20 protein-coding genes and 2 tRNA genes are annotated in these 24,697 nt (G+C 57.3%); 16 read left to right on the forward strand and 6 right to left on the reverse strand.

From position 1 onward, the window contains the following. Nucleotides 1-36 precede the first annotated feature (36 nt). The 4 genes from cmk to Q0V70_RS02570 all read left to right on the forward strand — a co-directional run bounded on the left by cmk (nucleotide 37) and on the right by Q0V70_RS02570 (nucleotide 4,313). A complete protein-coding gene (gene cmk, locus Q0V70_RS02555; RefSeq protein WP_297588040.1) occupies nucleotides 37-762 on the forward strand; it encodes a (d)CMP kinase in 726 nt (241 codons plus the stop codon). Nucleotides 763-806: 44 nt separating this feature from the next. After that, entirely contained in the window at nucleotides 807-2,378 is a 1,572-nt protein-coding gene (gene der, locus Q0V70_RS02560; RefSeq protein ID WP_297588043.1) for a ribosome biogenesis GTPase Der, read from the forward strand. Nucleotides 2,379-2,490: 112 nt separating this feature from the next. Continuing rightward, nucleotides 2,491-2,564 (forward strand) — tRNA-Pro (locus tag Q0V70_RS02565). A gap of 756 nt (nucleotides 2,565-3,320) precedes the next feature. Beyond that, nucleotides 3,321-4,313, forward strand: coding sequence for a hypothetical protein (locus Q0V70_RS02570; protein WP_297588046.1), 993 nt, complete (start codon nucleotides 3,321-3,323; stop codon nucleotides 4,311-4,313). Nucleotides 4,314-4,406: 93 nt separating this feature from the next. Here the strand turns inward: Q0V70_RS02570 and Q0V70_RS02575 are convergent, their stop codons facing one another. Then, entirely contained in the window at nucleotides 4,407-6,215 is a 1,809-nt protein-coding gene (locus Q0V70_RS02575; protein ID WP_297588049.1) for a long-chain fatty acid--CoA ligase, read from the reverse strand. A 198-nt stretch (nucleotides 6,216-6,413) separates the two neighbouring features. Between Q0V70_RS02575 and Q0V70_RS02580 the strand changes: the two genes are divergently transcribed. Further along, complete coding sequence (locus Q0V70_RS02580) at nucleotides 6,414-7,832, forward strand: hypothetical protein (protein ID WP_297588052.1); 1,419 nt, start codon at nucleotides 6,414-6,416, stop codon at nucleotides 7,830-7,832. Between the two features lie 53 nt (nucleotides 7,833-7,885). Here Q0V70_RS02580 and glnA read toward each other — a convergent pair whose 3' ends face one another. Continuing rightward, a complete protein-coding gene (gene glnA, locus Q0V70_RS02585) occupies nucleotides 7,886-9,307 on the reverse strand; it encodes a type I glutamate--ammonia ligase (protein WP_297588606.1) in 1,422 nt (473 codons plus the stop codon). A gap of 292 nt (nucleotides 9,308-9,599) precedes the next feature. On the opposite strand from glnA, the gene Q0V70_RS02590 reads away from it, so the two are divergent. The 4 genes from Q0V70_RS02590 to rraA all read left to right on the forward strand — a co-directional run bounded on the left by Q0V70_RS02590 (nucleotide 9,600) and on the right by rraA (nucleotide 13,798). Further along, a complete protein-coding gene (locus Q0V70_RS02590) occupies nucleotides 9,600-10,706 on the forward strand; it encodes a thiamine ABC transporter substrate binding subunit (protein WP_297588054.1) in 1,107 nt (368 codons plus the stop codon). A gap of 27 nt (nucleotides 10,707-10,733) precedes the next feature. Beyond that, nucleotides 10,734-12,440 carry an iron ABC transporter permease gene (locus Q0V70_RS02595; RefSeq protein ID WP_297588056.1) on the forward strand — a complete coding sequence of 569 codons (1,707 nt, stop codon included), beginning with the start codon at nucleotides 10,734-10,736 and terminating at the stop codon, nucleotides 12,438-12,440. After that, nucleotides 12,437-13,207 (forward strand): ABC transporter ATP-binding protein, encoded by a 771-nt coding sequence (locus tag Q0V70_RS02600; protein WP_297588058.1) that lies wholly within the window; start codon nucleotides 12,437-12,439, stop codon nucleotides 13,205-13,207. The genes Q0V70_RS02595 and Q0V70_RS02600 overlap by 4 nt, the downstream gene beginning before the upstream one ends. A 99-nt stretch (nucleotides 13,208-13,306) precedes the next feature. Continuing rightward, nucleotides 13,307-13,798, forward strand: a complete 492-nt coding sequence (gene rraA / locus Q0V70_RS02605) for a ribonuclease E activity regulator RraA (protein ID WP_297588060.1) — start codon at nucleotides 13,307-13,309, stop codon at nucleotides 13,796-13,798. Nucleotides 13,799-13,986: 188 nt separating this feature from the next. Here rraA and Q0V70_RS02610 read toward each other — a convergent pair whose 3' ends face one another. The 3 genes from Q0V70_RS02610 to Q0V70_RS02620 form a co-directional block, all read right to left on the reverse strand. Then, nucleotides 13,987-15,078: a hypothetical protein gene (locus tag Q0V70_RS02610; protein WP_297588062.1), complete on the reverse strand. Its 1,092-nt coding sequence runs from the start codon at nucleotides 15,076-15,078 to the stop codon at nucleotides 13,987-13,989. A 188-nt stretch (nucleotides 15,079-15,266) separates the two neighbouring features. After that, nucleotides 15,267-16,373, reverse strand: a complete 1,107-nt coding sequence (locus Q0V70_RS02615) for a DNA adenine methylase (RefSeq protein ID WP_297588064.1) — start codon at nucleotides 16,371-16,373, stop codon at nucleotides 15,267-15,269. A gap of 102 nt (nucleotides 16,374-16,475) precedes the next feature. Beyond that, complete coding sequence (locus tag Q0V70_RS02620) at nucleotides 16,476-16,940, reverse strand: tRNA (cytidine(34)-2'-O)-methyltransferase (RefSeq protein ID WP_297588067.1); 465 nt, start codon at nucleotides 16,938-16,940, stop codon at nucleotides 16,476-16,478. 71 nt (nucleotides 16,941-17,011) lie between these two features. Between Q0V70_RS02620 and Q0V70_RS02625 the strand changes: the two genes are divergently transcribed. The 7 genes from Q0V70_RS02625 (at nucleotide 17,012) to Q0V70_RS02650 (ending at nucleotide 23,617) form a co-directional block, all read left to right on the forward strand. Then, entirely contained in the window at nucleotides 17,012-19,975 is a 2,964-nt protein-coding gene (locus tag Q0V70_RS02625; RefSeq protein ID WP_297588069.1) for a DEAD/DEAH box helicase, read from the forward strand. Nucleotides 19,976-20,063: 88 nt separating this feature from the next. Next, nucleotides 20,064-20,426, forward strand: a complete 363-nt coding sequence (locus tag Q0V70_RS02630; RefSeq protein ID WP_282921536.1) for a hypothetical protein — start codon at nucleotides 20,064-20,066, stop codon at nucleotides 20,424-20,426. Nucleotides 20,427-20,555: 129 nt separating this feature from the next. After that, nucleotides 20,556-20,640: transfer RNA gene (locus Q0V70_RS02635), tRNA-Leu, on the forward strand. 49 nt (nucleotides 20,641-20,689) lie between these two features. After that, entirely contained in the window at nucleotides 20,690-21,373 is a 684-nt protein-coding gene (locus Q0V70_RS09640) for a GNAT family N-acetyltransferase (RefSeq protein ID WP_307741552.1), read from the forward strand. 16 nt (nucleotides 21,374-21,389) lie between these two features. Continuing rightward, a complete protein-coding gene (locus Q0V70_RS09645) occupies nucleotides 21,390-21,878 on the forward strand; it encodes a nucleoside triphosphate pyrophosphohydrolase family protein (protein WP_307741553.1) in 489 nt (162 codons plus the stop codon). Nucleotides 21,879-22,002: 124 nt separating this feature from the next. Further along, nucleotides 22,003-23,097 (forward strand): FAD-dependent oxidoreductase, encoded by a 1,095-nt coding sequence (locus tag Q0V70_RS02645; RefSeq protein WP_297588071.1) that lies wholly within the window; start codon nucleotides 22,003-22,005, stop codon nucleotides 23,095-23,097. A gap of 148 nt (nucleotides 23,098-23,245) precedes the next feature. Beyond that, nucleotides 23,246-23,617, forward strand: coding sequence for a DNA primase (locus tag Q0V70_RS02650; protein ID WP_297588074.1), 372 nt, complete (start codon nucleotides 23,246-23,248; stop codon nucleotides 23,615-23,617). 60 nt (nucleotides 23,618-23,677) lie between these two features. Here the strand turns inward: Q0V70_RS02650 and Q0V70_RS02655 are convergent, their stop codons facing one another. Further along, a complete protein-coding gene (locus Q0V70_RS02655; RefSeq protein ID WP_297588077.1) occupies nucleotides 23,678-24,685 on the reverse strand; it encodes an aldo/keto reductase in 1,008 nt (335 codons plus the stop codon). Between the last annotated feature and the right edge of the window lie 12 nt (nucleotides 24,686-24,697).

Below are 24,697 nucleotides of genomic sequence, written 5' to 3' on the forward strand. Positions count from 1 at the left end.
GGAGCGTTGCTTAATATTTGGAAAGTGTAGGGGAGCATGGAATACGCGAACTATGAGGCATTGCGCGAAAAAATTTTGGGACGCGGGGTAGTGGTCGCCATCGATGGACCCAGCGGTTCGGGCAAATCCACCATTTCGCGCAACGTGGCGGCGGCTCTCGATTTGGGATACCTCGATACGGGAGCGATGTATCGCGCCGCGGCCTGGGGGGTGGAGCACCGCGGCGTGGACCTCAATGATTCCGCAGCCATCGCGGCAGCGGTGCAGACCATGAAATTCACCATCAACGCGGTTCCCCACGCACCCAGGATTTTTGTGGACGGTGTGGATGTCATGCACGTGATTCGCACGGACCACATCAACACCATTGTGTCCGCCGTCTCGAGCGTGCCGGAAGTGCGTACCACGCTGATTGCGCTGCAGCGCGAGATTATCTCTCAGGCGCGCGAATCCACTCGCGGTATCGTGGTGGAAGGCCGGGACATCACCACCGTGGTAGCACCCGAGGCACAAGTGCGGATTCTTTTGACGGCTGATGAGGAGACGCGGGTCAGTCGGCGGGCTTTGGAAGATCAAGGTGATGCCCACAGCGAAACTTTGGACCGGGAACGCTCCCTGGTTTTGGACCGCGATGCCCGCGATGCCAAAGTCACTTCTTTCCACGTGGCCGCCGATGGGGTGACCACGGTGGACTCCACCGATTTGAGCGTGTCGCAAACTTTAGATACGGTTATGCGTCTGATTGATCAGGCAACGAATTGAGACTTGGCCAGGATTCTGGCCAGGCAGTAACGCACGGGGGGAAAATGACTGAGGAAACCACCGGAGACGCCGGGGGCTCGACAGCGGCAAACCAGACCAATCCGGTTGCGCCCAGCGGTGAACTTCCGGAAATGGAATACGAAAACTTTGTCGATGATGGCACGGTAGACCCGGCAGACGCGGCGCGGGAAGCGATGTTGCGCGAGGGTCTGGAAGATTACGACCTCGAGCCGGAGGACTTGGATTTGCTCTCCGGGGACCTGACGCTGGACGCTGCCGGATTGCCCGCCACCCCAAACTGGCCGACCCTCGCCGTGGTGGGCCGTCCCAATGTCGGCAAATCCACCCTGGTGAACCGCATTTTGGGGCGCCGTGAAGCTGTCGTGCTGGACGAACCGGGAGTGACGCGGGACCGGGTCACTTACGATGCAAACTGGAACGGGCGCAACTTCCACCTGGTTGATACCGGCGGCTGGGACGTGGGGGTTTCCGGGCTGGACCGGGCGGTTGCGGATCAGGCCGAAATCGCGATTGACCTGGCTGATGCCGCTCTGTTCGTGGTGGACGCGAACGTGGGGGCGACCGCCACCGATGAACGTTTAATGAAGCTGTTGCGCCGTTCCGGTAAGCCGGTGCTGCTGGTGGCCAACAAAGTCGACTCGGAGCGGCAAGAGGCCGATGCCGCCGCCTTGTGGAACCTCGGCATGGGTCAGCCCTACCCGATTTCTGCCCTGCATGGGCGCGGGACGGGGGATTTGCTGGACGCCATTTTGCAGGTGCTGCCTGAGACTGGGGTCACACCGGTGACTCGTGCTGAGGACTCTACGCCGCGGGTCGCCCTCGTGGGTCGACCCAACGTAGGCAAGTCCTCACTGCTCAACGCCCTTTCCGGGGCGGGACGAGCCGTGGTTTCAGAAGTTCCCGGCACCACCCGTGATCCGGTGGATGAGGTTTTGGAGCTGGACGGGCAGCAGTGGGTTTTTGTAGACACCGCGGGGGTGCGTCGGCGGGTCAAGCGCAGCGTGGGAGCGGATTACTACTCGGTGCTGCGCACTCAAGCTGCCATCGAAAACGCTGATGTGGCGCTGGTCTTGTTGGACGGGGGAGAACCTCTCACGGAACAAGACGTGCGGGTCGTGAACCAAGTCGTCGATGCGGGCCGAGCCTTAGTGCTGGTGAACAACAAGTGGGATCTGGTGGACGAATACCGCCAGGGCGAGTTGAAATACGAACAAGAGTCGGATCTGGCGCACGTGTCTTGGGCACCAAAGATTAACATCTCGGCGAAGACCGGCTGGCACACGAACCGGATTACTCGGGCGTTGCAAGCCGCATTAGAGGGGTGGACGATTCGTATCCCCACTTCGCGTTTGAATGCGTTTTTGGGTGAACTGGTCGCGGCGCATCCCCATCCGCTGCGAGGCGGCAAACAGCCGCGTATCCTCTACGCCACCCAGGCGGGGGTGTGTCCGCCCCGTTTTGTCCTGTTTACGACCGGATTCTTAGATCCGCAATACCGGCGTTTCATCGAACACCGCCTGCGGGACACCTTCGGTTTTGTGGGCACCCCGGTGCGCATCGGAGTGCGGGTGCGCGAAAAGCGGAAAGGTCGCTAAGGATTTTCCGCGATTTTCTAATGAATTATTGCTTTTTCAAGCGTCCGGGACGGCAGCGTTTTTCCCTTCGGTTGCCAATAGGGTAAAGTGTCTATGTTGCTTTTCGGGCAATCGGGCTGTGGCGCAGTTTGGTAGCGCACTTGACTGGGGGTCAAGGGGTCGCAGGTTCAAATCCTGTCAGCCCGACAGTTTGTTTAACGAGTGCTTTCCCACTATCGGCGGTGGCGGCCGGGAAGTTTCTGGCTTCCGAATTGCTGAGAATAAATGTTTTCCTCAAAGTTCGCTATCAACAATTAATTCAAACCAACGGTAGGTCTGAAAACGTGTTCATAAACGTTTGCAAATACCGCCGCACGATTAGCTGTTACGGCGAGATAACCACCATGAGTTAATCCCAAATCTGTGGACAAGCTGGGAAATCACTTAAATTCGCCGAGCGTTCCTGAATGTCTGAGTTTTTTCGGAGTATCTGTGAAAAATGAGTTGGTGGTCGGACAGGACATTTTCTACCTTCTCAGTGTTTTGAGTAGACAATAGACACTTCAGGCTGAGAAATACGGCTCTAAGTGCAATTATGTTAAAAAAATGCTTTTCCGATACGTTTAAATGTCAATACAAAAATCATTTTAATGTCAGGTCAAATGACACTCCCGCCCACACCCCGGATATGTGATGTTGCTCACATAAATCTGTAATCTTTTACCGCTTGTAAGAGTTTTGAATGTTGATAATTCAGCGATTTTTCCTGTCACCCAGCTGAAAACTTACTGAAATGAATAATTTCACCAAATTTTGGGGTGCTTGGGACAGCAACCAATCCGCGTCACTAAGCCAAAAAAGAATATACTTATGAGTACAGGTTGGCTGTCAGGCGGGTAACCGTCAGGCACCGACCGAGGAGCGATATACAGGGTATCGCTGGAGCATGGAGGTCTCCTTATTATGAAAAACTCGCATAAGCTTTACGCCGCAGGAGGCGGCTTACTTATAGCAGCGATGATGGGCTTTGCCCCGTCTTTCGCAGACGACGGCACTCAAGCCGCCATTGAGGCTGACCCCGCTATCGAAGTGGCGGGCGCTACAGCTACTGAAAATAACATTACTGTCGCAGGTGCTGAGGAAACTGCCGAAGCGCAGGAAACTCAGGCTGAACCTCCTACCTCAGAAGAAGCCACGGAAGAAGCTACTCCGGGTCTCGGAGCGGAACCAGCACCGGGTATAGAGCAGCCAGCTGCGGAGGAAACTACTCCAGCTGTTGGAGACCCTAATACTGAGGTTTCCGAGCCAGCTGAGGAACAGACCACTCCGGCCGAAGAAGGACCTGCTACCGAGACTGAGCCCGCTGAAGAAACCGAACCTGCAGAAACGCAGGCAGAAGCGGAGGAAGTTGCCCCCGCCGAACCGGCTGAGGCTCCTGAGCCTGCCCCGGCGCGAATTGTTCCCGTTACTTACGTGGTGCCTCATTACAGCGCAATGGCTTCGGTCTCCACTCCGGTGGCGGCACCTGATCCTCAGGCTCCTGCTCCGTTGCTGACCATGGCAAAGACCGAACAGACACCGGCGGCTGACCCTGCGGCTCAACCACAGGTTACGTGGTTCGAACTTCCGGAACCTGCCGGTCCGGCATTGGTTCCTGGTCAGGCTACGCCGTTGCTGAATGCCGCAGTTTCTGAAGCTCCGGCAGTCAACGCGAACGTGGTTCCTGCCACCGCTGTGCAGACTTCCGCTGTGCAGGCAGCTCCTGCTCAGCAGGCGCAAGCCAATCGGGCTCAGACCGTTGGCGAAGCTGGTAGCTTGAGCCGCTCTTTGGCTCGCACCGGTTCCGTTGCCCAGTATGCGGCTTTGCTCTCTGTCGCTGCCCTGATTGCTGGCGTCGGATTGCTGGCTGGTGCAGTCGCCACTTCACGGCGTCGCGCTACCACGGTTGAACAGTGATTCGTTCAATCTAAATAACAAAAACCTCCACTTGTTGGACCCGCTGTTTGCGGGTCCAACTTGATTTAAAAACCTCCATGCTACGTGCGGAGTTTATTTCGCGTAGATGGCTTCGATTTCCTTGGCGTATTTTTGAATGACCAGTTCCCGGCGTACTTTTAAGGAAGGCGTCAACAGGCCGTTATCCACGGTGAAGTCGCCAATAATAACCCGAACTTTGCGGATAGATTCGGCTCTAGAGACACTGGCAGAGGCTCTCTGGGCGCCTTTCATCAGAGATTCTTGAACAGCGGGGTGAATAGCGGCAGTTGCCGGATCCATGGCGGGAAGTTTGTGATTGGCCAGCCACGTGGGCAGCATTTCCCGGTCCAAAGTCACCAAAGCCGACACAAACGGCTTCTTGTCCCCGATGACGACCACGTTGGAAACCAGGGGATGACCGCGGAACGAGTCCTCCAACGGAGCCGGAGAGACATTCTTTCCCGAGGCGGTGACGATAAGTTCCTTCTTCCGTCCGGTAATGCTGAGGAATCCATCGTCGTCGATTTCGCCCAAGTCTCCGCTGGCGAACCATCCGTCTGGGTCCAGAACTTCGCGGGTCGCCTCAGGGTTGTTGCGGTAGCCGCGCATCACCAGGTCGGAACGGACAAATATTTCCCCGCTGCTATCAATTTTTAGTTCCACACCGGGCAGCGGACGTCCCACGGTGCCCATGCGGATATTGCCGGGAAGGTTTCCGGTAACCGGACCGGCGGTTTCCGTTAACCCCCAGCCTTCTATGACCGTCAGACCCACGCCGTGGAAAAAATGACCCAGGCGCGCGCCCAGGGGGGCACCGCCGCTGATGACCCACCGGCAGTCCCCGCCCATCAGCTCCAGGAGTTTAGAAAACAGCAGTTTATCTGCAATCGCGTGGGAACGATGCAAGCGGAATCCGACAAATTTGCGGTTTGAATCCTCTAATGCTTCCGAGTAATGAATGGCTTGCGCCACCGCCCAGCTGAAAATCGTGTGTTTCAGGCCTCGGCCAGACTTGACCTGAGCAGCGGTATAAATTTTTTCCAGAACCCGTGGAACCACAATCATGCTGGTGGGACGGAACGACTGCAGGTCATTCAGCAGGTTTTTCACATTTGGTACGCAGCCCAGCACGCCGCGCCCCGAGAGCACCGTGTAGGAACTGAAACGGGCAAACACGTGAGCCAGCGGTAAAAACAGCAGCAGACGGGTCTTTTTGCTGTCGATAACCTCAGGCAGACTGTCCCCAATCATCAGAGCCATATAGACAAAGTTGCGCTGGGTCAGCTCCACACCTTTCGGTTTTCCCGTCGTTCCGGAGGTATAGACGATGGAGAGCAGCGAATCGAGGTTGACTGCGGACAGACGTTCCCGAACCTCCTGTTTACGAATATTGGTCCCCTTGAGACGAATCTGGTCCAGCGCCCCGTCCTGGATGGCGGCCACGCCGCAATCCACAACCCGTCCAGTGGACTCCACCAAACGGGTCTGGGTCGCGGTTTCGGTAATGACAAACCGGGCCCCGGTATCCTCCAAAATCCAGTCCACCTGGGCCGCCGAATCGGTTTCATAGATGGGAACCACGGTCAGGCCAGCAGACTGGGCAGCATAATCCAATAAAACCCAGTCGTATGAGGTGCCTGCCATAATGCCGATGCAGTCCCCGGCCTCTAAGCCCATGCCGATGAAGCCGCGTGCCACATCGATAATCTGGTTAGCAAAGGTGGAAGCGGTGATTTCTTCCCAACCGTTACCGAACGGCTGGGGTCGCATCATCACGACAGCCTGGGGAGTGCGGCGTGCCCGGGTGAAAAACAGCGCGGGTATGGAATCGTTAGATTCCAAGCTAATTTGGGCGGGGGTGGCGTAATAATTCGTGGTCAACAGATCCTCCTGAATCAATAGGTTTAACATACCGCAAAATGGGTCGAAAGATTGGACAGAGCATTTGGCTCAAACCCGCTGAGATTATGGACTTTGTGACTGCGGAGTCTCATAATGAAACCAGGAGTGCCGATGTGAGAGATATCCATTCGGTGGGTGAAATTTGCCAGATAGATTTCATTGAGAGGGGGAGCGTCCATGAGTATACCTGCGGTCGGGCCCTCCTTTCCGCTGGGAAATCCGGGGGTTGCCAACGCTGCCAATGTGGCTAATGCCGCCCAAAACGCCGCTACCGCCGCACAAAACGCGCAAGCTGCGGTCAACAACGCGGCAGCCAACATGGGAGCGGCGGCCCAGCAAAATCTGAGTGCAACTGGACTGCCGATGCCACAAAACTCGGCCGCCATCGCCAATGTGGTGGCGGGGCTGGCTTCGGCTCAAAATACTTCCGAGGCCGCTACCGGAAAACCTAATCCGGCATCTGCCCAATCCAACGCTTCTCCGGCAACCCAGCTGCTGCCCAACACCGGAACTTCCAGCACCAACCTCGACTCCGCGCTGCAAAACTCCCGCAGCGCCTGGCAAAACGCCGCCGGGCAAGCCGCCACTCAAAAGAGTGGGGCGAATCCGAATTCCTTGGCACGAATGCTGCAAACCTTTTCCCAATCCACCGTGTCTCCCGGCACGGTACAAACGTCATTAGGCCGAGCCCAGATTATTCCTCCCGGACAGGGGGCGAACCTTTATGCCGCGGCTCAAAATAGCGGGTCCGCAACCACCGCGAACCCCGCACCCGCGACGGGAGCTGCGAATCCGGGTACAGCTGCGGTGGGCACTGCCGCCCAATCGGCCCTGCCCACCCTGGCAAATACTGCGGCCAATGCGAATCCCGCCCCAGCCACTACAACCCAGTCGGCAGCTCCACAGCAGGCTGCCGCCCAAACCGCCACGCAGACAGCTGCCGGCGCGGCCACCCTGCGGGCGGAAGGAGCCCAGACTCAGGCTGCTCCTGCCCCGGCAACCCCGGCCGGTACTCCCGCTAGCGCTCCCGGTGGGCCGGCGGTTCCGGCCGCATTGCCCGAAGCGGCGGTGCGTCAGGCCAACGCGGCCCAAGCCAACGCACAGCAAGCCGTCACTCAGGCACTTACTTCAACCGCTAGTGAAGGAAAAACTGCGGCAGCGCATTCCCAGAACCAGGCACGCAACGCCGCCGTAGCCTCCGACGCCAACCCGGCACCCGCTTTGCCAGCCCCGATGACACCCCAAGATCCAGCCCCGAAAGCCGGTCAGTTAGGCACCAGCGTGAGTGGCGTGTCGGAGGACCCGATGTATATGAGCCAAGTCGCGGCAGCCAGCGGATTTGGGGCCAGGCTGCAGCAGAGCCTGAACCTGAACCTGGGCATCGCCAACCTCACAGCCGGCAACCTCATTAGTTTCTGCGGGGTGCTGGTGATAACCCTGGTCGTTATGCGAATTTTTGTTGACGGGGTGGTTCCAGAGGAAATTGTCGCGCTGAGCTTCGCGGCCATCATTGGAATCATGCTGATGATAGGGCCGTGGCTGATGCGGGGCAAACCCGGGAGTAAAAAGACGCCGCCGCCACCCGGAAAAAGGTGACGGCAACGCGAAAGTGCGGCAGAACCCTTGTGACTTCCGTCCAATCGTAGCTATCAGCAGTTGTAGTACAGTTCAAACTCCAGCGGATGAGGATGCACGAACAACTTTTGCACTTCATTCTCGCGCTTCAGCCGAATCCACGTCTCTAACAGGTCAGTCGTGAACACGTCGCCCTCGGTGAGGAACTCGTAGTCTTCCTCCAGGGCGCGCAACGCCAAATCCAACGACGGCGGCAGCTTGTCGATGTCGCGGTACTCCTCAGGAGGCAGCTCGTAAAGGTCTTTGTCGATAGGCTCGGCCGGCTCGATACGATTGCGAATCCCGTCCAGGCCCGCCATCAGAATCGCGGGGAAAGCCAGGTAGGGGTTCGCCGAAGGATCGGGCACGCGGTACTCGACACGTTTCGCCTTCGGGGAAGTCCCGGTGACCGGAATGCGAATGCAAGCCGACCGGTTACGCGCCGAATACACCAGGTTCACCGGGGCTTCAAAGCCCGGCACCAGGCGGCGGAAAGAGTTAATGGACGGGTTCGTAAACGGCAGAATCGCGGCCGCGTGACGCAGCAACCCGCCGATAAACCAACGAGCCAGGTCAGACAGGCCGCCATAGCCGTTTTCACCGTAGAACAGGGGATTGCCGTCTTTCCACAGAGACACGTGGCAGTGCATTCCCGAACCGGCCTGACCCCACAGCGGCTTGGGCATGAAAGTTACGGTCTTGCCCAGTTCGATAGCCTTGTTTTTCACAATGTATTTGAACACTGTGAGATTGTCCGCAGCGTGCAGCAGCGTGGAATAGGTGTAGTTGATTTCCTGTTGACCCGAAGCCCCGACTTCATGATGAGCTCGTTCGATTTCAAAACCAGTCTCTTGCAAGGCACGCACAATGGCATCCCGGTCGTCGGCCGTGGCATCCATCGGGGGGACGGGGACGTAGCCGGCTTGGAATGGCATCTTGTTGCCCAAGTTGTGCCCGTCCTCCCAATCGCCCGAGGTCACCGGCGATTCCTGCGAACCAATTTTTACGAAAGTATCGTGCGGATCGGTGCGGAACTGGATGGAATCGAAAAGGTAAAACTCCGGTTCGGGAGCCAGGTATGCTGTGTCGGCGATGCCGGTGGACTTCAGGTAGGCTTCCGCCTTTTGGGTCACGCCGCGCGGATCGCGGGAAAATGGTTCGTTCGTAAAGGGATCCACGATAGAGGAATACAGCACCAGGGTCGGTTCCCGGCGGAACGGATCGACGAAAGCCGCGGTGGGGTCGGGAATCAGCTTCATATCGGATTCATGAATCGCGGTGAAACCATTGATGGACGACCCGTCAAACATCATCCCGTCAGTGAGTGTTTCCTCCAACATATTTGTGGGGATGGTGAGGTGCTGCATAGTTCCGTAAAGGTCGGAAAAGCGCACGTCGATAAAACGAATGTTTTTTTCTTTCACAAAATTAATTACTGACTGCGAATCATTAAACATGCCGGAACCTCCTGCAAAAAATTTATACATTTTTACCTTTCTATTTTTACCTTTCGCCCAGGTGTCCGCCAAATCGGCGCGCCCACAGATTTTGTCTGGCGATGGCATATACTTAGAGGCACGACAGGGGAGCGAAATTCGCTGAGAGTGCCGTGGCTTTTTGCGTTGCATGAAGCGGGCAGACCCTCGCACCAGGCAAGTAATGTTGCCGAGGAAGTCGAGTAAATCTCGGTTTACGTCGCCCAGGACGTGAACTTTTCCCCTGCTCTTACTGATTTTAGAAAGGGCAGTTATGTTTTCTATTACTCGTGGACCAGCCTCGTCCCGGGCTTTGGCAGCGTTGGCCGCAGCAGGGTTGTGCGCGGCTTTGGTGGCGGGTTGCAGCGATTCGCGTCCGGTCGACAGCGCCACCACCACCCCGGGAACTGACAAAGGCACGTCCAGCGGCACGGTAACCCTGGTGACCTATGATTCATTTCCCCTGAGCGATGAAACCGCCGCCGCCTTTACCGACAAAACGGGTTACCAGTTAAAGGTGGTTAAGAACGGCGATGGGGTAGAGCTGACTAATAAGCTGATTTTGACCAAGGATGCGCCGTTGGGCGATGCCGTGTTCGGGTTTGATAACAACACCGCTCAGGCCGCCGTTGATGCCGGAGCCCTGGCTGATTTCACCGGGAAACTCGCTCCCAGCGTGCAAAAACTGCGCGGGGATTCGAAGCAATTAGTGCCTGTGGACCGCGGCGAGGTTTGCGTTAACTACGATGTCGCCTACTTCCAAAAGAAAGGCCAGCAGCCCCCCGCGACTTTTGATGACCTGGCGAAACCTGAATACAAGAATCTCACCGTGGTAGAGGATCCCCGCACGTCCACGCCGGGCCTGGCTTTCCTGCTGTCCACCATCAACGCCAAGGGCGAAAACGGGTGGATGGACTACTGGAAGTCCCTGAAAGAGAACGGGGTCAAGGCCGTGAGCTCATGGGACGATGCATTCAACGTTGACTTTACGGCGGGTTCTAATGACAACGGCAGTGCGGCTTACCCCATCATGGTGTCCTACGCTTCCTCCCCGGCTTGGGCGGTCAGCGATGACGGTAGCGTTTCCACCATTGGCAACGTGCCGGCGACTTGTTACCAGCAGATTGAATACGCTGGGGTGCTGAAAGGTGCCAAGAATCCGGCGGGTGCTGCGGCGTTGGTCCAGTTCCTGACCGAGGAAACGGCGCAAAAGGACCTGACCGAGAACAACTATATGTACCCGGTGCTGGATTCGGTGCAGCTGCCGGAACCGTTGGCTAAGTTCGGCGCCCCGTCGGGTCAGGCGGCCATCCTGAAGGAATCCGACGTGGTTAAGAACCGCGAAGCCTGGGTGCGTTCCTGGGCTGAAATCATGGGCTAGTCGTCCCGAGCGTTCGAAAGGCGATAAATGGAAAAGACAGCCCCCAGGGTGGCTCTAGCGGTGATGGTTTTCCTGCCGCTGGCTTTCCTGGGGCTGTTTTTTCTGTGGCCGACCCTGCGTATTATCGGCATGGGGTTGAGTGGTACGGCGGCTGGCCTGGGCTCCGGCGGGAGTGCTGGCTTTGGCGGGGCTTTGCGCGAAATGCTCGGTCGAACCCGGACCTGGACGACCCTGTTTTGGACCTTGGAGATGGGTTTGCTGGGGACCATATTTTCAGTTTTCCTAGGTGTCGCCGGGGCTTGGGTGCTTTACGGGCTGCGGATTCCGGGGCGTCGAGTGTGGCGCACCCTCACCGGGGTGCCTTTCGTGTTGCCCTCCGTAGTGGTCGGGGTGGCGTTCCAGAATTTGTTAGGGCCGGGGGCTCCCCTGGGTTTCCTGGGTCTGTCCGAGAGCCGTGCCGCGATTATCTTGGCGATGGTGTTTTTTAACTTTTCCCTGGTCGCGAGGATCGTTGGTAACGCTTGGATGCGTTTGGATCCGCGTCCCGCACAAGCCGCGCGGGCGCTCGGAGCCAGTCCGGCCCGGGCGTTCTTGACCGTGACCCTGCCCCGGCTGGGGCCGGCGATTTTTGCCGCGGCCTCCCTGGTGTTCCTCTATTGCATTACGTCTTACGGCCTGATTCGAGTGCTGGGTGGGGTAAAAATCACGACGTTGGAAGTCGAGATTTACTTGGAAACCGCCAGTTACCTCAATCTTTCGGGAGCCGCGGTTTTGTCTATCCTGCAGATTCTCATCGTGTTGGCGGCTCTGGGTATTAATGGGGTGGCCCGGGCGCGTTTTGAACGCGCGGGGGCGCTGCGCACCGTGCCGCCCCGGCGGGTGCGCCGCGAGGATATTTTCGCGCTGGTCTTGACCGGTTTTGGAATTCTGTTGGTGGCGATGCCGCTGATTTTCATGGTGGTGGCTTCGCTGCGTTTGGCGGGTCGCTGGACGCTGGCGAACTATCGAGCCTTGGGCCATCCGGGGATTGTGGCGCAGCTGCCGGGCACGGCTTGGGCAGCGTGGGAGTATTCCCTGCAGGTGGCGTTGCTGTCCTGCGTGATTTCCCTGGTCATGGGGTTGTCGGTGGCGCTGGTCGTGTCCCGCCGAGTACCGCCGAACTCGCGGTGGCGCGGGGCACAGGAACTGTTCGATATGCTGTTTTCCTCTCCCCAAGGCGTTAGCGCGGTTACGGTGGGTTTCGGAATGCTGATAACTTTGCAGGCTCCGCCGCTTTCTCTGCCCGCTAACGCGGCGTTTCTGGCGGCCGCACAAGCGGTGGTGGCGGTGCCGCTGGTGCTGCGTTCGGTCCTGCCGACCTTGCGAGCCATCAATCCGCATCTGCGCGAGGCGGCCGCGACTTTGGGGGCGAACCGTCTGCAGTCTTTCGTCACGGTGGAGCTGCCCGTTTTGGCGCGGGTCAGTGGGGTCGGGGCCGGTTTCGCTTTCGCGATTTCTCTGGGGGAGTTTGGGGCGACCAGTTTCCTGGCCAGGCCGCTGGAGCCGACACTGCCGGTGGCGATTTTTGCTTTGAGTTCGCGTCCGTCCGCGCAGGCACAAGGGGCGAGCGCCGCCGCGTGCGTGGTGCTGGCGCTGACGTGTGCATTGGTCATGTTCGTGGCAGAAAACGGTTTTGCCGCTGCAACGCGAGACCCGCAGTGGGGACTGCCTAAGAAAAGGAGAACAAGGACGTGAGTGAAGAAACCTCCCAACCGGGCTTGTGCCTGCGGCAAGTGACCTTTTCCTACCCGCCAAACCGACGCGGTGAGGCTCCCATGCCGGTTTTGCAGGCCGTGAACCTGGACGTGAACCGGGGCGAAATTATGGTGCTGCTGGGGCCGTCCGGCTGTGGAAAGTCGACCCTGCTGCAGGTTGTGGCGGGATTGCTGCCGGCCGATTCCGGCACTTTGACCTGGGACGGCGTCAACCAGGAGCCCATTCCCACCCATAGGCGCGGATTCGCGATGCTGTTCCAAGACGGCCAGCTGTTTGCCAACCGCAACGTGGAACGCAACGTCGGCTACGCCCTGGAACTGCGCCGCCCACGCCCTTGCAAAACGGAAATAGCCGCCACGGTGGCCGAAATGCTGCAGTTGGTGCGGCTGGAGGGCATGGAAAAGCGCCGTGTCGACACGCTTTCGGGAGGGCAGGCCGGGCGAGTCGCTCTCGCTCGTGCCCTAGCGGCCAGGCCAAAACTGCTGCTACTCGATGAGCCGCTTTCCGCCCTTGACGAACAGTTGAAGTACGAGTTAGCCGCCGAAATCCGCGACATTGTGAAACGCAGCCACATCACCGCCGTTTACGTCACCCACGATCAGGCAGAGGCCGCCCTGGTGGCGGATCGCGTGGGGATCATGCTTGCTGGGGAGATTCGTCAAACCGGTACATTAGATGAGCTGAAAACCCACCCGGAGACCCGTGAAGTCGCCAAATTCCTGGGGGTCGGTTTACCTCCTCGGTAAGTTCGAGAAATTCGTTAGACTGGTGACGCCAGCGCCCCGAGACCGGTGTATTCGTACCATTCTTGCGGTATGCAGTGGTGTTTCGGAAAGGAAACGACAATGAAACAAAACATGATAGCCCCCCTCGCAACCACGGATTTGTATGACGAATACGGTGACCAGCTGCGGGTTTGTGATATTCAGATGGCTAACTTTGGTGGGCACAAGGCTTTCGCCGGCCAGATTACAACAATCCACTGCCACCTGGACAACGGCCTGGTGAAAGCCACGCTGAACTCCCCGGGGGAGGGTCGGGTCCTGGTCGTTGACGGAGAAGGCGACCTGCACACGGCCTTGTGCGGTGACATGATTGCGGGTGCCGCGGTAAAGAACGGTTGGGCTGGGGTCGTCATCAACGGGGCGATTCGCGACTCGGCAACGATTCGCGGTCTGGCTCTGGGCATGAAAGCGCTGGGCACTACCCCTCGTAAATCCGCCAAAGACAGCGTGGGTGAAACCGATGTGGAGCTAAACTTCGGGGGCATCACGTGGCGCCCCGGAGACATCTTGCACGCCGACATGGACGGAATCGTTTTGCTCCCCAAAGAGTAAGCCAACCCCCTGTATCACGAAAAGACGAAAAAGTAACAGAATACGGGGCTTAAGAGTCAGGTATTTCGGTTCTAACTGTCATGGTAGTGGCGGTGCGTGTCCGGTTCGCAGATGGGTGCCAAGGTGCCCGCAGAGCGTATTAAATTCTCCACGGGCTTTTCTTGTGTATCCACTACAAAAATAACGGTTTAGTAGAATCCGTCTACCAGAATATGAGAACCTCCGTCAGGCAAAGTTACCGTTTTGTCATTATCGGTATTTTTAATTTTGTCAAAAACCCAACGAGTTTTTCCATTTACTTCCTGGGGGGTTAGAGTAACTGGATACGTCTCTTGCAAAAACGAAATCCCGCCGTCACTATCAGTCCAAAGATTCGGAGTCATGCTACCGATAGTTACCCCGTCAGGATAGCCAGGGTGGCTACTAAAAAGAATGGTAGGCTTATTGACAAATAGTGTCGATTCTAAGAACTGGCAGTCGGGTTTTGGTTTTTCAACATTAATTCCGCAAGCCCCGGTAGAAGCGTACTCATCAGTCAAAACCGGAACCATATGCCCCATCTGCATAAAGGTTTCCAGTAATTTTTTATTAAGCTCGGTAGCATCTGGTTTATCTCCATCTGAAAACCACTTTCTAGCATAAGTAAACGGATTTTCGACCTTTCCGGATTCAATGTCATTAATCATGGCTAAAGCTTCGCCTTCCGGTTTCCAAATGGTTTTGAAAGCCTTGAGGTGTTCTTCAAAAGAAGCTGTGCGAGGCATACTAGAACGAAATTCGCTCATAACCTCTTTGCGGGTCAAGTACTCTTTCCATGCGGGAATGAGACGCTCTCGGATTTCATTAGCAGAAATATTTTCACTCTTTGGAACCATAACCATGTTTGCAGGGAAAGTGCGTAAGTAAACTATATCCCAGTTATCATAAAGGGAAGCTACAGGGATTCGGGCGGTATCTACCGCGTCATCAACCAACTTCTGAGCCTCTTTTTCGCCCAAAATGTCGGTAATAGAAACATAGTCTTTCCAGCGGTCGGGAACAACTAAGTCTGCACGAACTAATCCTGTTTCATCAACAGGGAGCTGTTGCATTTCCCCAATCTCCAAAGGTTTGTCAGGACTCGGAACCAAACTCTTTGGAGCCAACTTATCGGGTCGCTCCATTGTAGCTGTTGGTTTTGGTCCATCACCCGCAGCTTTTGTTTTAGGTATATCAGTACTAGCACAACCTGTGAGCATAAGGGCAACGGTTGCTACAACCGCTATCATCGTCTTTTTCATTTTTTCTTTCCTTCCTAGAGCTGCTCTGGCTATCCTCCGCGAAAGACTGTAACTGGGAAGGGAGCGGACTGTTTTGCCTAGAACTGTCCACAGACTAATGCCCATTTACTGCTACAGTTTATAAGATAACGTTTCGCAGCGTACAGGGTTTCCACCCGAATATGCGGGCTGACGGAAACCCCGCGGAGCTAGCCCACTTGGGCGAGGAGGCGCGGTTCTGAGGGCGCATCCGGGGTATTGGGGACGTGGAAAGCGGCGCGGATACGCGCGCCAACCTGTGCGGTGCACCCGACGAATAGGTATTCCAGATTCCGCAGGTGGGTGACTTTACCGACCTTGGTTCCCTCCGGGTTATAGATGCCGATTTGGGCACCCACGTAGCGTTTATAGTCAAAAGCCAGCGCTACGCAGTCCTCAAAACCAGCCGCCACCGCGTCAAACAGGGTGTCAAAATCAATCCAAGATTCATTGTTATAGGACAGCATCAGCGTGTCCGTGTCGACCTGCGCAATCAGGCTTTGCAGAGCCTGGGGCATCTCGCGTTTCCGGTTATACGCCGAATGCGTGGCAGAATCCCGAGCGTCCACCCGCTTTTGCGCCACGCCGTAAGCCTCGGGGCAATCCCAGCGAATCAGCGTCTCCCAAATGTGATAGTTCGTAAAGTAACGATGCTGGTTATAGGGCGGATCGAGGTAAACCAGGTCAAAACGCGGGGTCGCGGGGTCGGCGATGAGTGCGTTCGTGTCGCGTTGGTAGGTGGTGCCAGTACCGTCCAAAAGCTCGGGCACTCGCAGTTCCAGGTCATTGTACGCGCGCGGAGCCCACTGTTTCAGGTACGCCATCTGCAGCCCGGTCGTGGAATCTACCCGGTCTGCCGCCTCCATCAGGGAGGTCAGCAGGATAGGGTAGCGGGGGTCGGCGGCAAATTCCGCCTCAATCCGATTGCGGATTGCATCGATGCGCGCCCCGTTCCGCGGTTGAAAGAACCGAGACTTTTCGCAAAACGTTTCCGTGAAGTAGCCCGGCTCTCCAGGGGTGGCTTCTAGGTCGCACAAGAGAGTTCGTAGCTCGCGGTCGTTTACCTGACGTTTGTCGGTGGCGATATAGCAATCCGAGAGTACCCGGGAATAGCTGGCCACATCGTTGGCGGCGGTGGTAATCCCGAGAGCTTTAAATGCCTGGGCGACCCGGGTCGTTCCGGTAAAGGCGTCAAGGGCGGTGCGTGCGCCTGACAGGTCCGCAATCTGTGCCAATGCCGGCACCAAAGTGCGTTTTGAACCCAGGTACTTAATCACACGCGCTCCCTCTTTTCCTCGAGATTAACATGAGAAAACGGGAAAACCGCGCAGGCACACGGAAAACCGGGAAATCGTGACTTGTGACCAGGAAAAATGAAGCTACATACCGCCGGTGTAGCCGAGCTGACCCCAGGCGTAATAGAGCCCAATGGCCGCTGAAATCGAAAGGTTCAAGGAGCGGCGCCCCTCCAGCATGGGAATGCGAACCCGACTGGTGACCCGCGGGTCGTCCATGACTTCAACCGGCAGCCCGGTATCTTCGGGGCCAAACATGAGGCCGTCCCCGTCCTGGAACTGAATCTGGGGCAGCAGGAGGTCCGTGTGGCCGGTAAAGGCGTAAATGTTTCCGGGCACGTGCGCTAAGCAGTCGTCCAAATTGGGGTGACGCTCCAGGTGCGCCAGGTCGTGATAGTCCAGTCCTGCCCGTTTCAACTTGGTGTCGTTATCCAGGTCAAACACGGTCGGTTCGACCACGTGCAGGGTAGCGCCGGTACAGGCAGCCAGGCGAATCGCGGCACCGGTATTCCCGGCAATGCGAGGTTGAAAGAAAATCACGTGCAACATAACGTCCCTATTCTAGGGAGGTTTTTCGCTGCAACGGAAAATCCGGCGCTGAAACCTGTAAAATGGACAGAATGGCTTACGAAATGGATTGGCGCGGGGGGCTCGGCAGCTTGCTCAACGCTGGCGAGGTTGATGTTACGAACCAACCTTTGGCCATCCAGATTGAGGGAGAAACCTTAGTTCCCCTGCGTATCAACCCGTCCGGAGACTGGTCAGAAAAGCGCGCCACTTGGCGTGACCTGACCTCACGCTGGGCCTCGGTCACCAAGGGGCTGAACGCGACGCAACTCGCCGCGATGCGCCACCTTTTTGAACACAGTGCCCGAGCACAACTTGTGAAGTTAAGCCACCTGGACGCTACCGGTCTGGACCTCCTGGAAAAGTGCATCACCAGCGGAGTTAGCGTGTTTTCTGACACTACTCGCACCACCGTGTTGCGTCCCGTGGCTCCCGACCCCCAAACTGTCTTGGTCATTACCCAGCACGAGGACGGCTCGGTTACGGTGGCGGCCGGCACCGAAACTGCGAGTGCTGGCGAGCCCTCAGAAGCGCCCGAAAACACAGAAGCCGTCTGCCAGCCTCTCGGGCCGCAACTGGACGCCCTGCACGGTCGATTCGTGGCGTGTGCCGGCTTAAAAGCTGGTGTGAACGAGGAACTAAACACTCTGGCCGCGGCTCAGGTTCGATGGGAAATCCCGGCTGCACAAGCCAACGAATTTTGGGCCAACTACGCCAAACGCCTGGGGGAGCTGGGAGTGCTGTCCCGTGATTCCATGCATCTGAACCAGGAACACGCTTTTGGTCCTCCCCGATTGTGCGGATTGCTGCGACTGAACGAAATGAACCCGAAACTGGTCGAAATCCGCTGGACCGTGCGTCGCCGCTCCGCCACCGCCGCGGTAGAAGTGGCTTTGGACCCCGACACCCCCGATCCGGAAATTCAGGAAGCTATGCGGGGCGTCGGCTCCCTGGGGGGATGGAATGAATCCGAAATTCAGACGTTCTTTACGAAAAAATTTCCCATTTTTGAGTTGGATCGGATTCGCGAGTTCATCAATACCATCAACGTTTCCGAACGCGCTGAAGTCAACATTTCCCCCGAACTGCAACACATTCAGATTTTCTCTGACGGACCCGCTCTCGATTTGCAGATTGACCAGGCGCTTTCTCCCACTGAAGGAACGCTCCGGTCTGACGACACAGCCCCGGACTTCGAGGCAGATTTTTGCGAGTTTCCCGAGGGTGAGCCGCGTGGCTGGGGGCTGCGTTACGGGCTGAACCTGGGACTGCGCCTGGGCCAAGAGGACTTGGATACGAAAGAGTTTCTGGCGGCTCTGGGGCGGGTGGAGCGCTGGTGGCAAACTCCCGAGGGTAACTGGGTGGATTTGTATGCAGCGAAAAATCAACAGCTGAAACGCTTGATTCGCGAGTTCACCGATTTGGGGCTCAACGATTTTTCCGGCAGCGCTGATTTTACGGTCGGGATTTCTAATTTCGGGCTGATTTCGGCATTGGATGCGATGGCCGCGACGCGCCATTTTTCCGGCGATTGGGAACACGCCGTCAATCTACTGGTGAATCCGCCCGAAGTATCGACTCCCGCGTTGGCACAAGGCACTTGGCGTGGGTATCAAGAGGATGGTTTCCGTTGGATGACGGCTCGGGCCGAGGCGGGTTTGGGCGGCATCTTGGCTGATGACATGGGCTTGGGCAAGACTATGCAGATGCTGGCGGTCATCGCCGGGCAAAAGCTGCAGTTGGTGGGTAGTCCCGCGGACGCCGCAGCGGTGTTCGTGGTGGTCCCGGCCAGTTTGATGGGGACGTGGGAGGAACAAGCCTCGCGATGGTTCCCGGACTTGCGGGTATATACCCAAAGGACGAGCGTGGGCAAAGCCGCCGCGGACTGGAATCAGGTCGCCCGCGAGGTTCAGCAAGCCGACCTGGTGCTGACCACCTATACGCTGGCGCGAATGGACATAGATTTCTGGCAAACTCAGAGTTTCTCGGGTCTAGTTTTCGATGAAGCCCAGTTTGTGAAAAACCCTTCCACCGCCACCCATAAAGCCTTGGTGCGTCTGCGTGCGAAGTGGGCTTTTGCCCTGACCGGCACACCTATCGAGAATACAGCCACCGACTTGTGGTCAATTATGTCCCTGACAGTTCCTACGGTGCTGCCCAGCTTGCCGGTATTTACGCGCCGTTTTGCCGCCGAGACACTCAGCGATCGCAGCGAGGCGGCTGCCGAGCTTTCGGATCGGGTGGCACCGTTCCTGCTGCGTCGCACCAAAGACAGTGTTGCCCAGGAACTGCCCGAAAAGATCGAACAGATAGTCTCTATCGACCTGGAGCCGGTGCAGCGAACCTGGTACGCCAAGTATTTGACGGCGGCCAGAGCCCAGGCGGCGAACGCTAATTCTCCACGTATCAATATCCTTACGGCGCTGACCCGCCTGCGGCAACTCGCTTTGAGCGCCCGGCTCATCGACCATCACGCGCACGAGGACGGTGCGAAAGTCACGTATCTGCTGCAAACGTTGGAGGGTCTGCGCAACGATGGCCGCTCGTCTTCCCGGAAACGCCACCAGGCGCTGGTGTTTTCTCAGTTCACTTCCTTCCTGGCGATACTGCGGGAAAGGCTGGACGAGGCGGGAATTGAGTACGCCTACCTAGACGGCACCAGTCGGGACCGCGACCGGCAGGTGGCACGATTCCAAAACGGGGCAGTCGAAGTGTTCCTGATTTCGTTGAAGGCCGGTGGGTTTGGTTTGAACCTCACTGAGGCGGATTACGTGTTTCTCACCGATCCGTGGTGGAATCCGGCGGCGGAGGCCCAAGCTGTCGACCGGGCACACCGGCTGGGTCAAAAACGGTTCGTGAACGTCTATCGGCTGGTCGCCGCCGACACTATCGAACAGCGCGTTTTGGAGCTGCAAGAAAAGAAACGCGACCTCATCGGGGCGGTGCTCTCCGGTCAAGAAAACCGGGACGTGTCCGCGGGAATCACCCTGGAACAGTTGCGTAGCCTTCTGGGCTAGCGCTTTCGGCGGGATAGCAGAGGGGTGGCGCGCGGTAAATTTTTCCGAAATTACGGCGCGGTCTGAAAGGTCATGAAACAATGAAGCTATGAATGATGACATTGTTGAAGGGCGTAATTATTTCCAACGTTCCGCCGTCCGGGCGAAGTCCTTGGTACGCGGCGACCCGCTGGTGGGTTCGGGTTTGATTGTCATTGGGGTGTACTCGGGTAACGCCGAAGTCGCTGAGGTGATGCGCGGTTCGGCAAAAACGGTTCGTTTTATGCGTCCTGATGGAACGCTTTCCGCTGAAGCGGCGACGGATCCAGCTCAGATTGGCATCAAGTTAGCCAGTGGTTACGTGTTGGTGAAAGCCAGCGCAACCGGCAAAGATGATGTGGATGAGAATGCCTTTTTCCTGACCCCGACCGCTTCGATGGTCGAGATTTGGCAGTTCGCCGAAGCCGATTGAGTTCAATTCGCTCTCTGAGCCGGCAATCCTGGGGTTTTGCGCCAAGTTTCGCACGGGTGCGTTTCCGTTGCGGACTTCGTTTTGAGAATGTTGCCTAAACCCGCTAAATTTGATTTGCCTTTGGCACCAGCGAGGGTGGCGGAATGGTAGACGCGCAAGCTTGAGGTGCTTGTGACCAATTGCGGTCGTGAGGGTTCAAGTCCCTTTCCTCGCACAAGACCCGGAAATCCGGGTCTTTGTCGTATTTTCGTTCGGGAGGTTGCATGTCTGAAACACCTTTCGTTCGAGGAATCGCCAAATCTGTTTCTACCAGCGCCGCAATGGGGGAAATCGGCGCACATCGACCGTTTCCGGTTTACGGCGACCTCCTGACTTTGGATGTGCCGCGGGCGGCGGACTCCCCTGAAGTCGCGGCAGCGTGCCAAGATCCCGAAATTCAGCGTTTTACGACGGTCCCAGTGCCTTTCGGTCCGGAACACGCGGATAACTTTTTAAACGAACTTTGCCCCCAGTTATGGGACGAGGGGGGAGCCAGCTGGATTATTCGTACTTATGATGCCCAAACCCCCCACGTGGCGGGCACGATTTCTTTGCGGGTCGGGTTGGAAAAGACCGCCAATGTCGGGTACTGGATGGCTCCCGAGTGGCGGGGGCGCGGGCTGATGCAAGAGGCTCTGCAACTGGCGGTCACCACCGCGTTCAACCTGTTGGGTTTCCAATGCGTGACCTTGGAATCACACCCGGACAATCTGGCGTCTATCCGGGTCGCCTGGCGTTGTGGATTCCGTTTTGGCGGTATCTTGCGCGGTATTGGCTTACATCAGAACCAGCGGGAGGACCGGGCCATGGCGACGTTGCTACCGGGGGACCCGCTGGAACCGGCGACCTCGTGGAACGCCCTTATGAAACTATTACAGCAAGGTAACCGGGGAAACGCCTCGGACTAGGGAAAGAAGTACAAAAATGAGTGAACCAACACTGCCAGCCCCTGACCCACGCGACCCCGAAGCCCTCGTGCGGCAATTTCATCACGTTTACGGTCTGCCGGTGGTGACTACAGGACCAAACATTGAAAATGAGCGGATGCATATGCGCTTGTCGCTGATTTTAGAAGAAACTTCCGAGCTGGTGCGCGCCCTGTACGGTCAAAAAGCCTATGCGGCGCTGCGCGGGGTTATGGACGGGATTAGCGAGCTCGATGAAGGGGAGCGCGATACGGTCGAGGTCGCCGATGCTTTGGCGGATTTGGCCTACGTTGTTTACGGCATGGCTTTGGAAGCGGGTATCAACCTGCCGGCAGTATTGCAGGAAGTTCAGGCGTCCAATATGTCAAAGCTGGGTCCCGATGGGAAACCGATATATCGCGAGGACGGCAAAGTTTTGAAGGGGGAGGGATTCTTTCCCCCGAATATCGCCCGAGCTTTGCAGGTCCCGCTAGCCGCGGAACTATAGACATCGACGCTTCGCGGGGAGAAATATCTGACCCGAAACCGGTGTACCAGCTGGCTTTTAGGTTAGGATTAAGACGTTTTGTTTGAAATTTGTCAATTCTATGTGAGCCGAAGCGGGAGGTAGTGTGGTTCGAGTTACTGTAGTCGGCGGCGGTTACGGTGGAATCACCGTAGCCGGCGGTTTGGATGATGTCGCCGAAGTAACTTTGGTGGAGCAAAAAGACCAGTTTGTGCATCACGCGGCGGCTTTGCGCGCCGCCGTTGACGATATTTGGACCCACACCATATTCATGCCCTACTCGCGCCTGTTAAAGCACGGCCGCGTCGTGCACGGGGAAGCGACTCGCGTCGAGGGAACTACTGTTCACCTGGCAAATCACGACCCTATTGAGGCGGACTATTTGGTTTTAGCCACGGGGACGACCTACCCTTATCCGGCGAAACACAATATTCCGACCGCATCGTTGGCGAAACGCCGTCTGGAAGAAACCCGGCGTAACCTGTCTCAAGCGAAGCGGGTCATGTTGGTTGGTGCGGGTACTGTCGCTATCGAATTCGCCGGCGAGTTGTTCACGAACTTCCCCGATATGGAAATCATCATGGTGGACCGTTCCCCGCATATTTTGGGTTCCAACGAGTACGCCGAAGACTTGCGTAACGTTTTGACCGCGGAGTTGCAGCAAGCCGGTGTCCATCTGGTTTTGGGCGCTCCTTTGGCTTACTTGCCGCCGACCGACATCGGCGAGCTGGCTCCTTTCCACGTCGAGACTGGGGCCGGAGTCGGCATTGACGCGGACATGTGGTTCCTGTGCTACGGCGCCCAAACGGCTTCGGGCTATCTGCGGGCAAACTACGGTGATTCCCTCAACAGCGAGGGGCAGGTCGCGGTGGACGAATACCTGCGGGTCAGAGGGCAAAATCACGTTTACGCAGTCGGCGACATTACCGATGTTCACGAGTCTAAACGGGCTGATGCCGCCCGGGCGCACGCGCGGGTAGTGGTGGCAAACATTAAGGCAGAAATCGCCGGGCAGGCCCCTACCACCACCTATACCCCTGGCAAGATGTGGATTGTCCTCCCGCTGGGGGTCGAGGGCGGAGCATCCCAGTTGACCGGTCCAAACGGTGAATCTCAAATCGTAGGTCCTGACGAAACCTCGGAAATCAAAGGCACCGACCTGATGGTGACGATGGTCAGAGGTCAGCTGCACCTGCCTTAGGCCGTTTTTGGCTCAACCGTGGTGAATGGTGAGCCCGCACCAGGGCACTGCGCTGGCGTTATTGGTTGGCTCAGGTTCGCGGGGGTAAGCCGCGGGTTTCGCCCGGAATACCCTGCAAACTTTGGTCGTGCCGATTAGAATTGACCCTATGAGAGATCCTCGCACGGAGTTAGATAATTTGATTGCCGCGCTGCAGCGGCATTTGGAAGTGGCGTCTGTGGCGGACAATGAGATGGACGATTCGCCGGTTCTGAGCAACGCCGAAGAAAAACTTCGTGATGCCTTCTTTACCTATGATGATGCGCTGTTCACCGCCACCGGAGTTGAGTTGCCTTTCGACATCTTAGACGAAGACGACGATGACTACGATGATGATGATGATGACAACGACGATGATTTCGTAGATGACCTCGATGATGAAGATGATCTCATCGATGACTTCGACGGCGATGACGACGACGATAACGATTATCTCGATGAAGGCGATTTAGAGAACTTTGACCTGCACGGCGAGGACTGATTTCGTCTGTCTCGGTGTCGCCTCTCAGAGGGCACGCTGCGAGAGCAGGGTGCAAAAGCACTAGGCCGCCGGGAGGCGCGGGTCAGACACTTCATCCAATGCCGACATGACCTGACGCGGCACTTTCGTGCCTAGTGCCCCCAAGATTTGGTGGAACTGCTCGGCGCTACGCGCACCAACGATAGCGCTGGAGACGCCGGGCTTTTGCAAAGCCCAAGCAAGCGATACCGCCAGCGGAGAAACCTCCAGGCCCTGCGCCGCGGTCGCCACCGATTCCACAATGCTGCGGTAACGTCCTTGCAGGTAGGGCTGCACAAAACCCTGCAGGTGAAGGGAGGCTCCGCGAGAATCCGGGGGCAGGGAGTTGCGATATTTACCGGTCAAAACCCCGCGTCCTAACGCCGACCATCCCAAGAATCCGAATCCCAGCGACTGGGCGGCGGGCAAAACTTCGGCTTCAGCCTGCCGGTTTAACAGCGAGTATTCATTTTCCACTGCCGCCAAACCCGGCACGTTGACCGTGCCTTCCCGCAAGCGCGCCGCCGCGTAAGCGCACTGCCAACCTGCATGGTTGGACAGTCCCACGTACCGCGCTTTTCCGCTCGACCAGGCCGACCACAACGCGCCCAGCACCAGGTCAAAGTCAGTTTGCGGATCGGGGACTTGAATCAGCCACAAGTCTACGTAATCTGTGCCCAGGGTGGTCAAAGTGCGGTCCAGGCTGCTCAATAGGTTGTGGCGCGAGGCATCCACGAAAGACTCATCGTGACGCCGTGAAACCCCCGCTTTTGACACAATGACCAGGTCCTCACGGGGAAAACCGGACGAGTCCGCGCTGGTAGCATCCGCTGCGGTCGAACCGGAGTGACTCAATATACGGCCCAGCACCTGCTCGGCCTGGCCGTCTCCGTAGGTTGGGGACGTATCGACCAGATTCCCTCCCGCCTCGACAAAGGCCTCTAACTGAGCGGCCGCTTCGGACTCTAAGGTATCTCGACCCCAGGTCAGGGTTCCCAGTCCCAAGGCTGAAACCCGCATACCGGTATTTCCCAGACGACGCATTTCCATGGTTTCCAGCCT

The organism is uncultured Mobiluncus sp., assembly GCF_947087965.1.
Taxonomy (GTDB): Bacteria; Actinomycetota; Actinomycetes; order Actinomycetales; family Actinomycetaceae; genus Mobiluncus.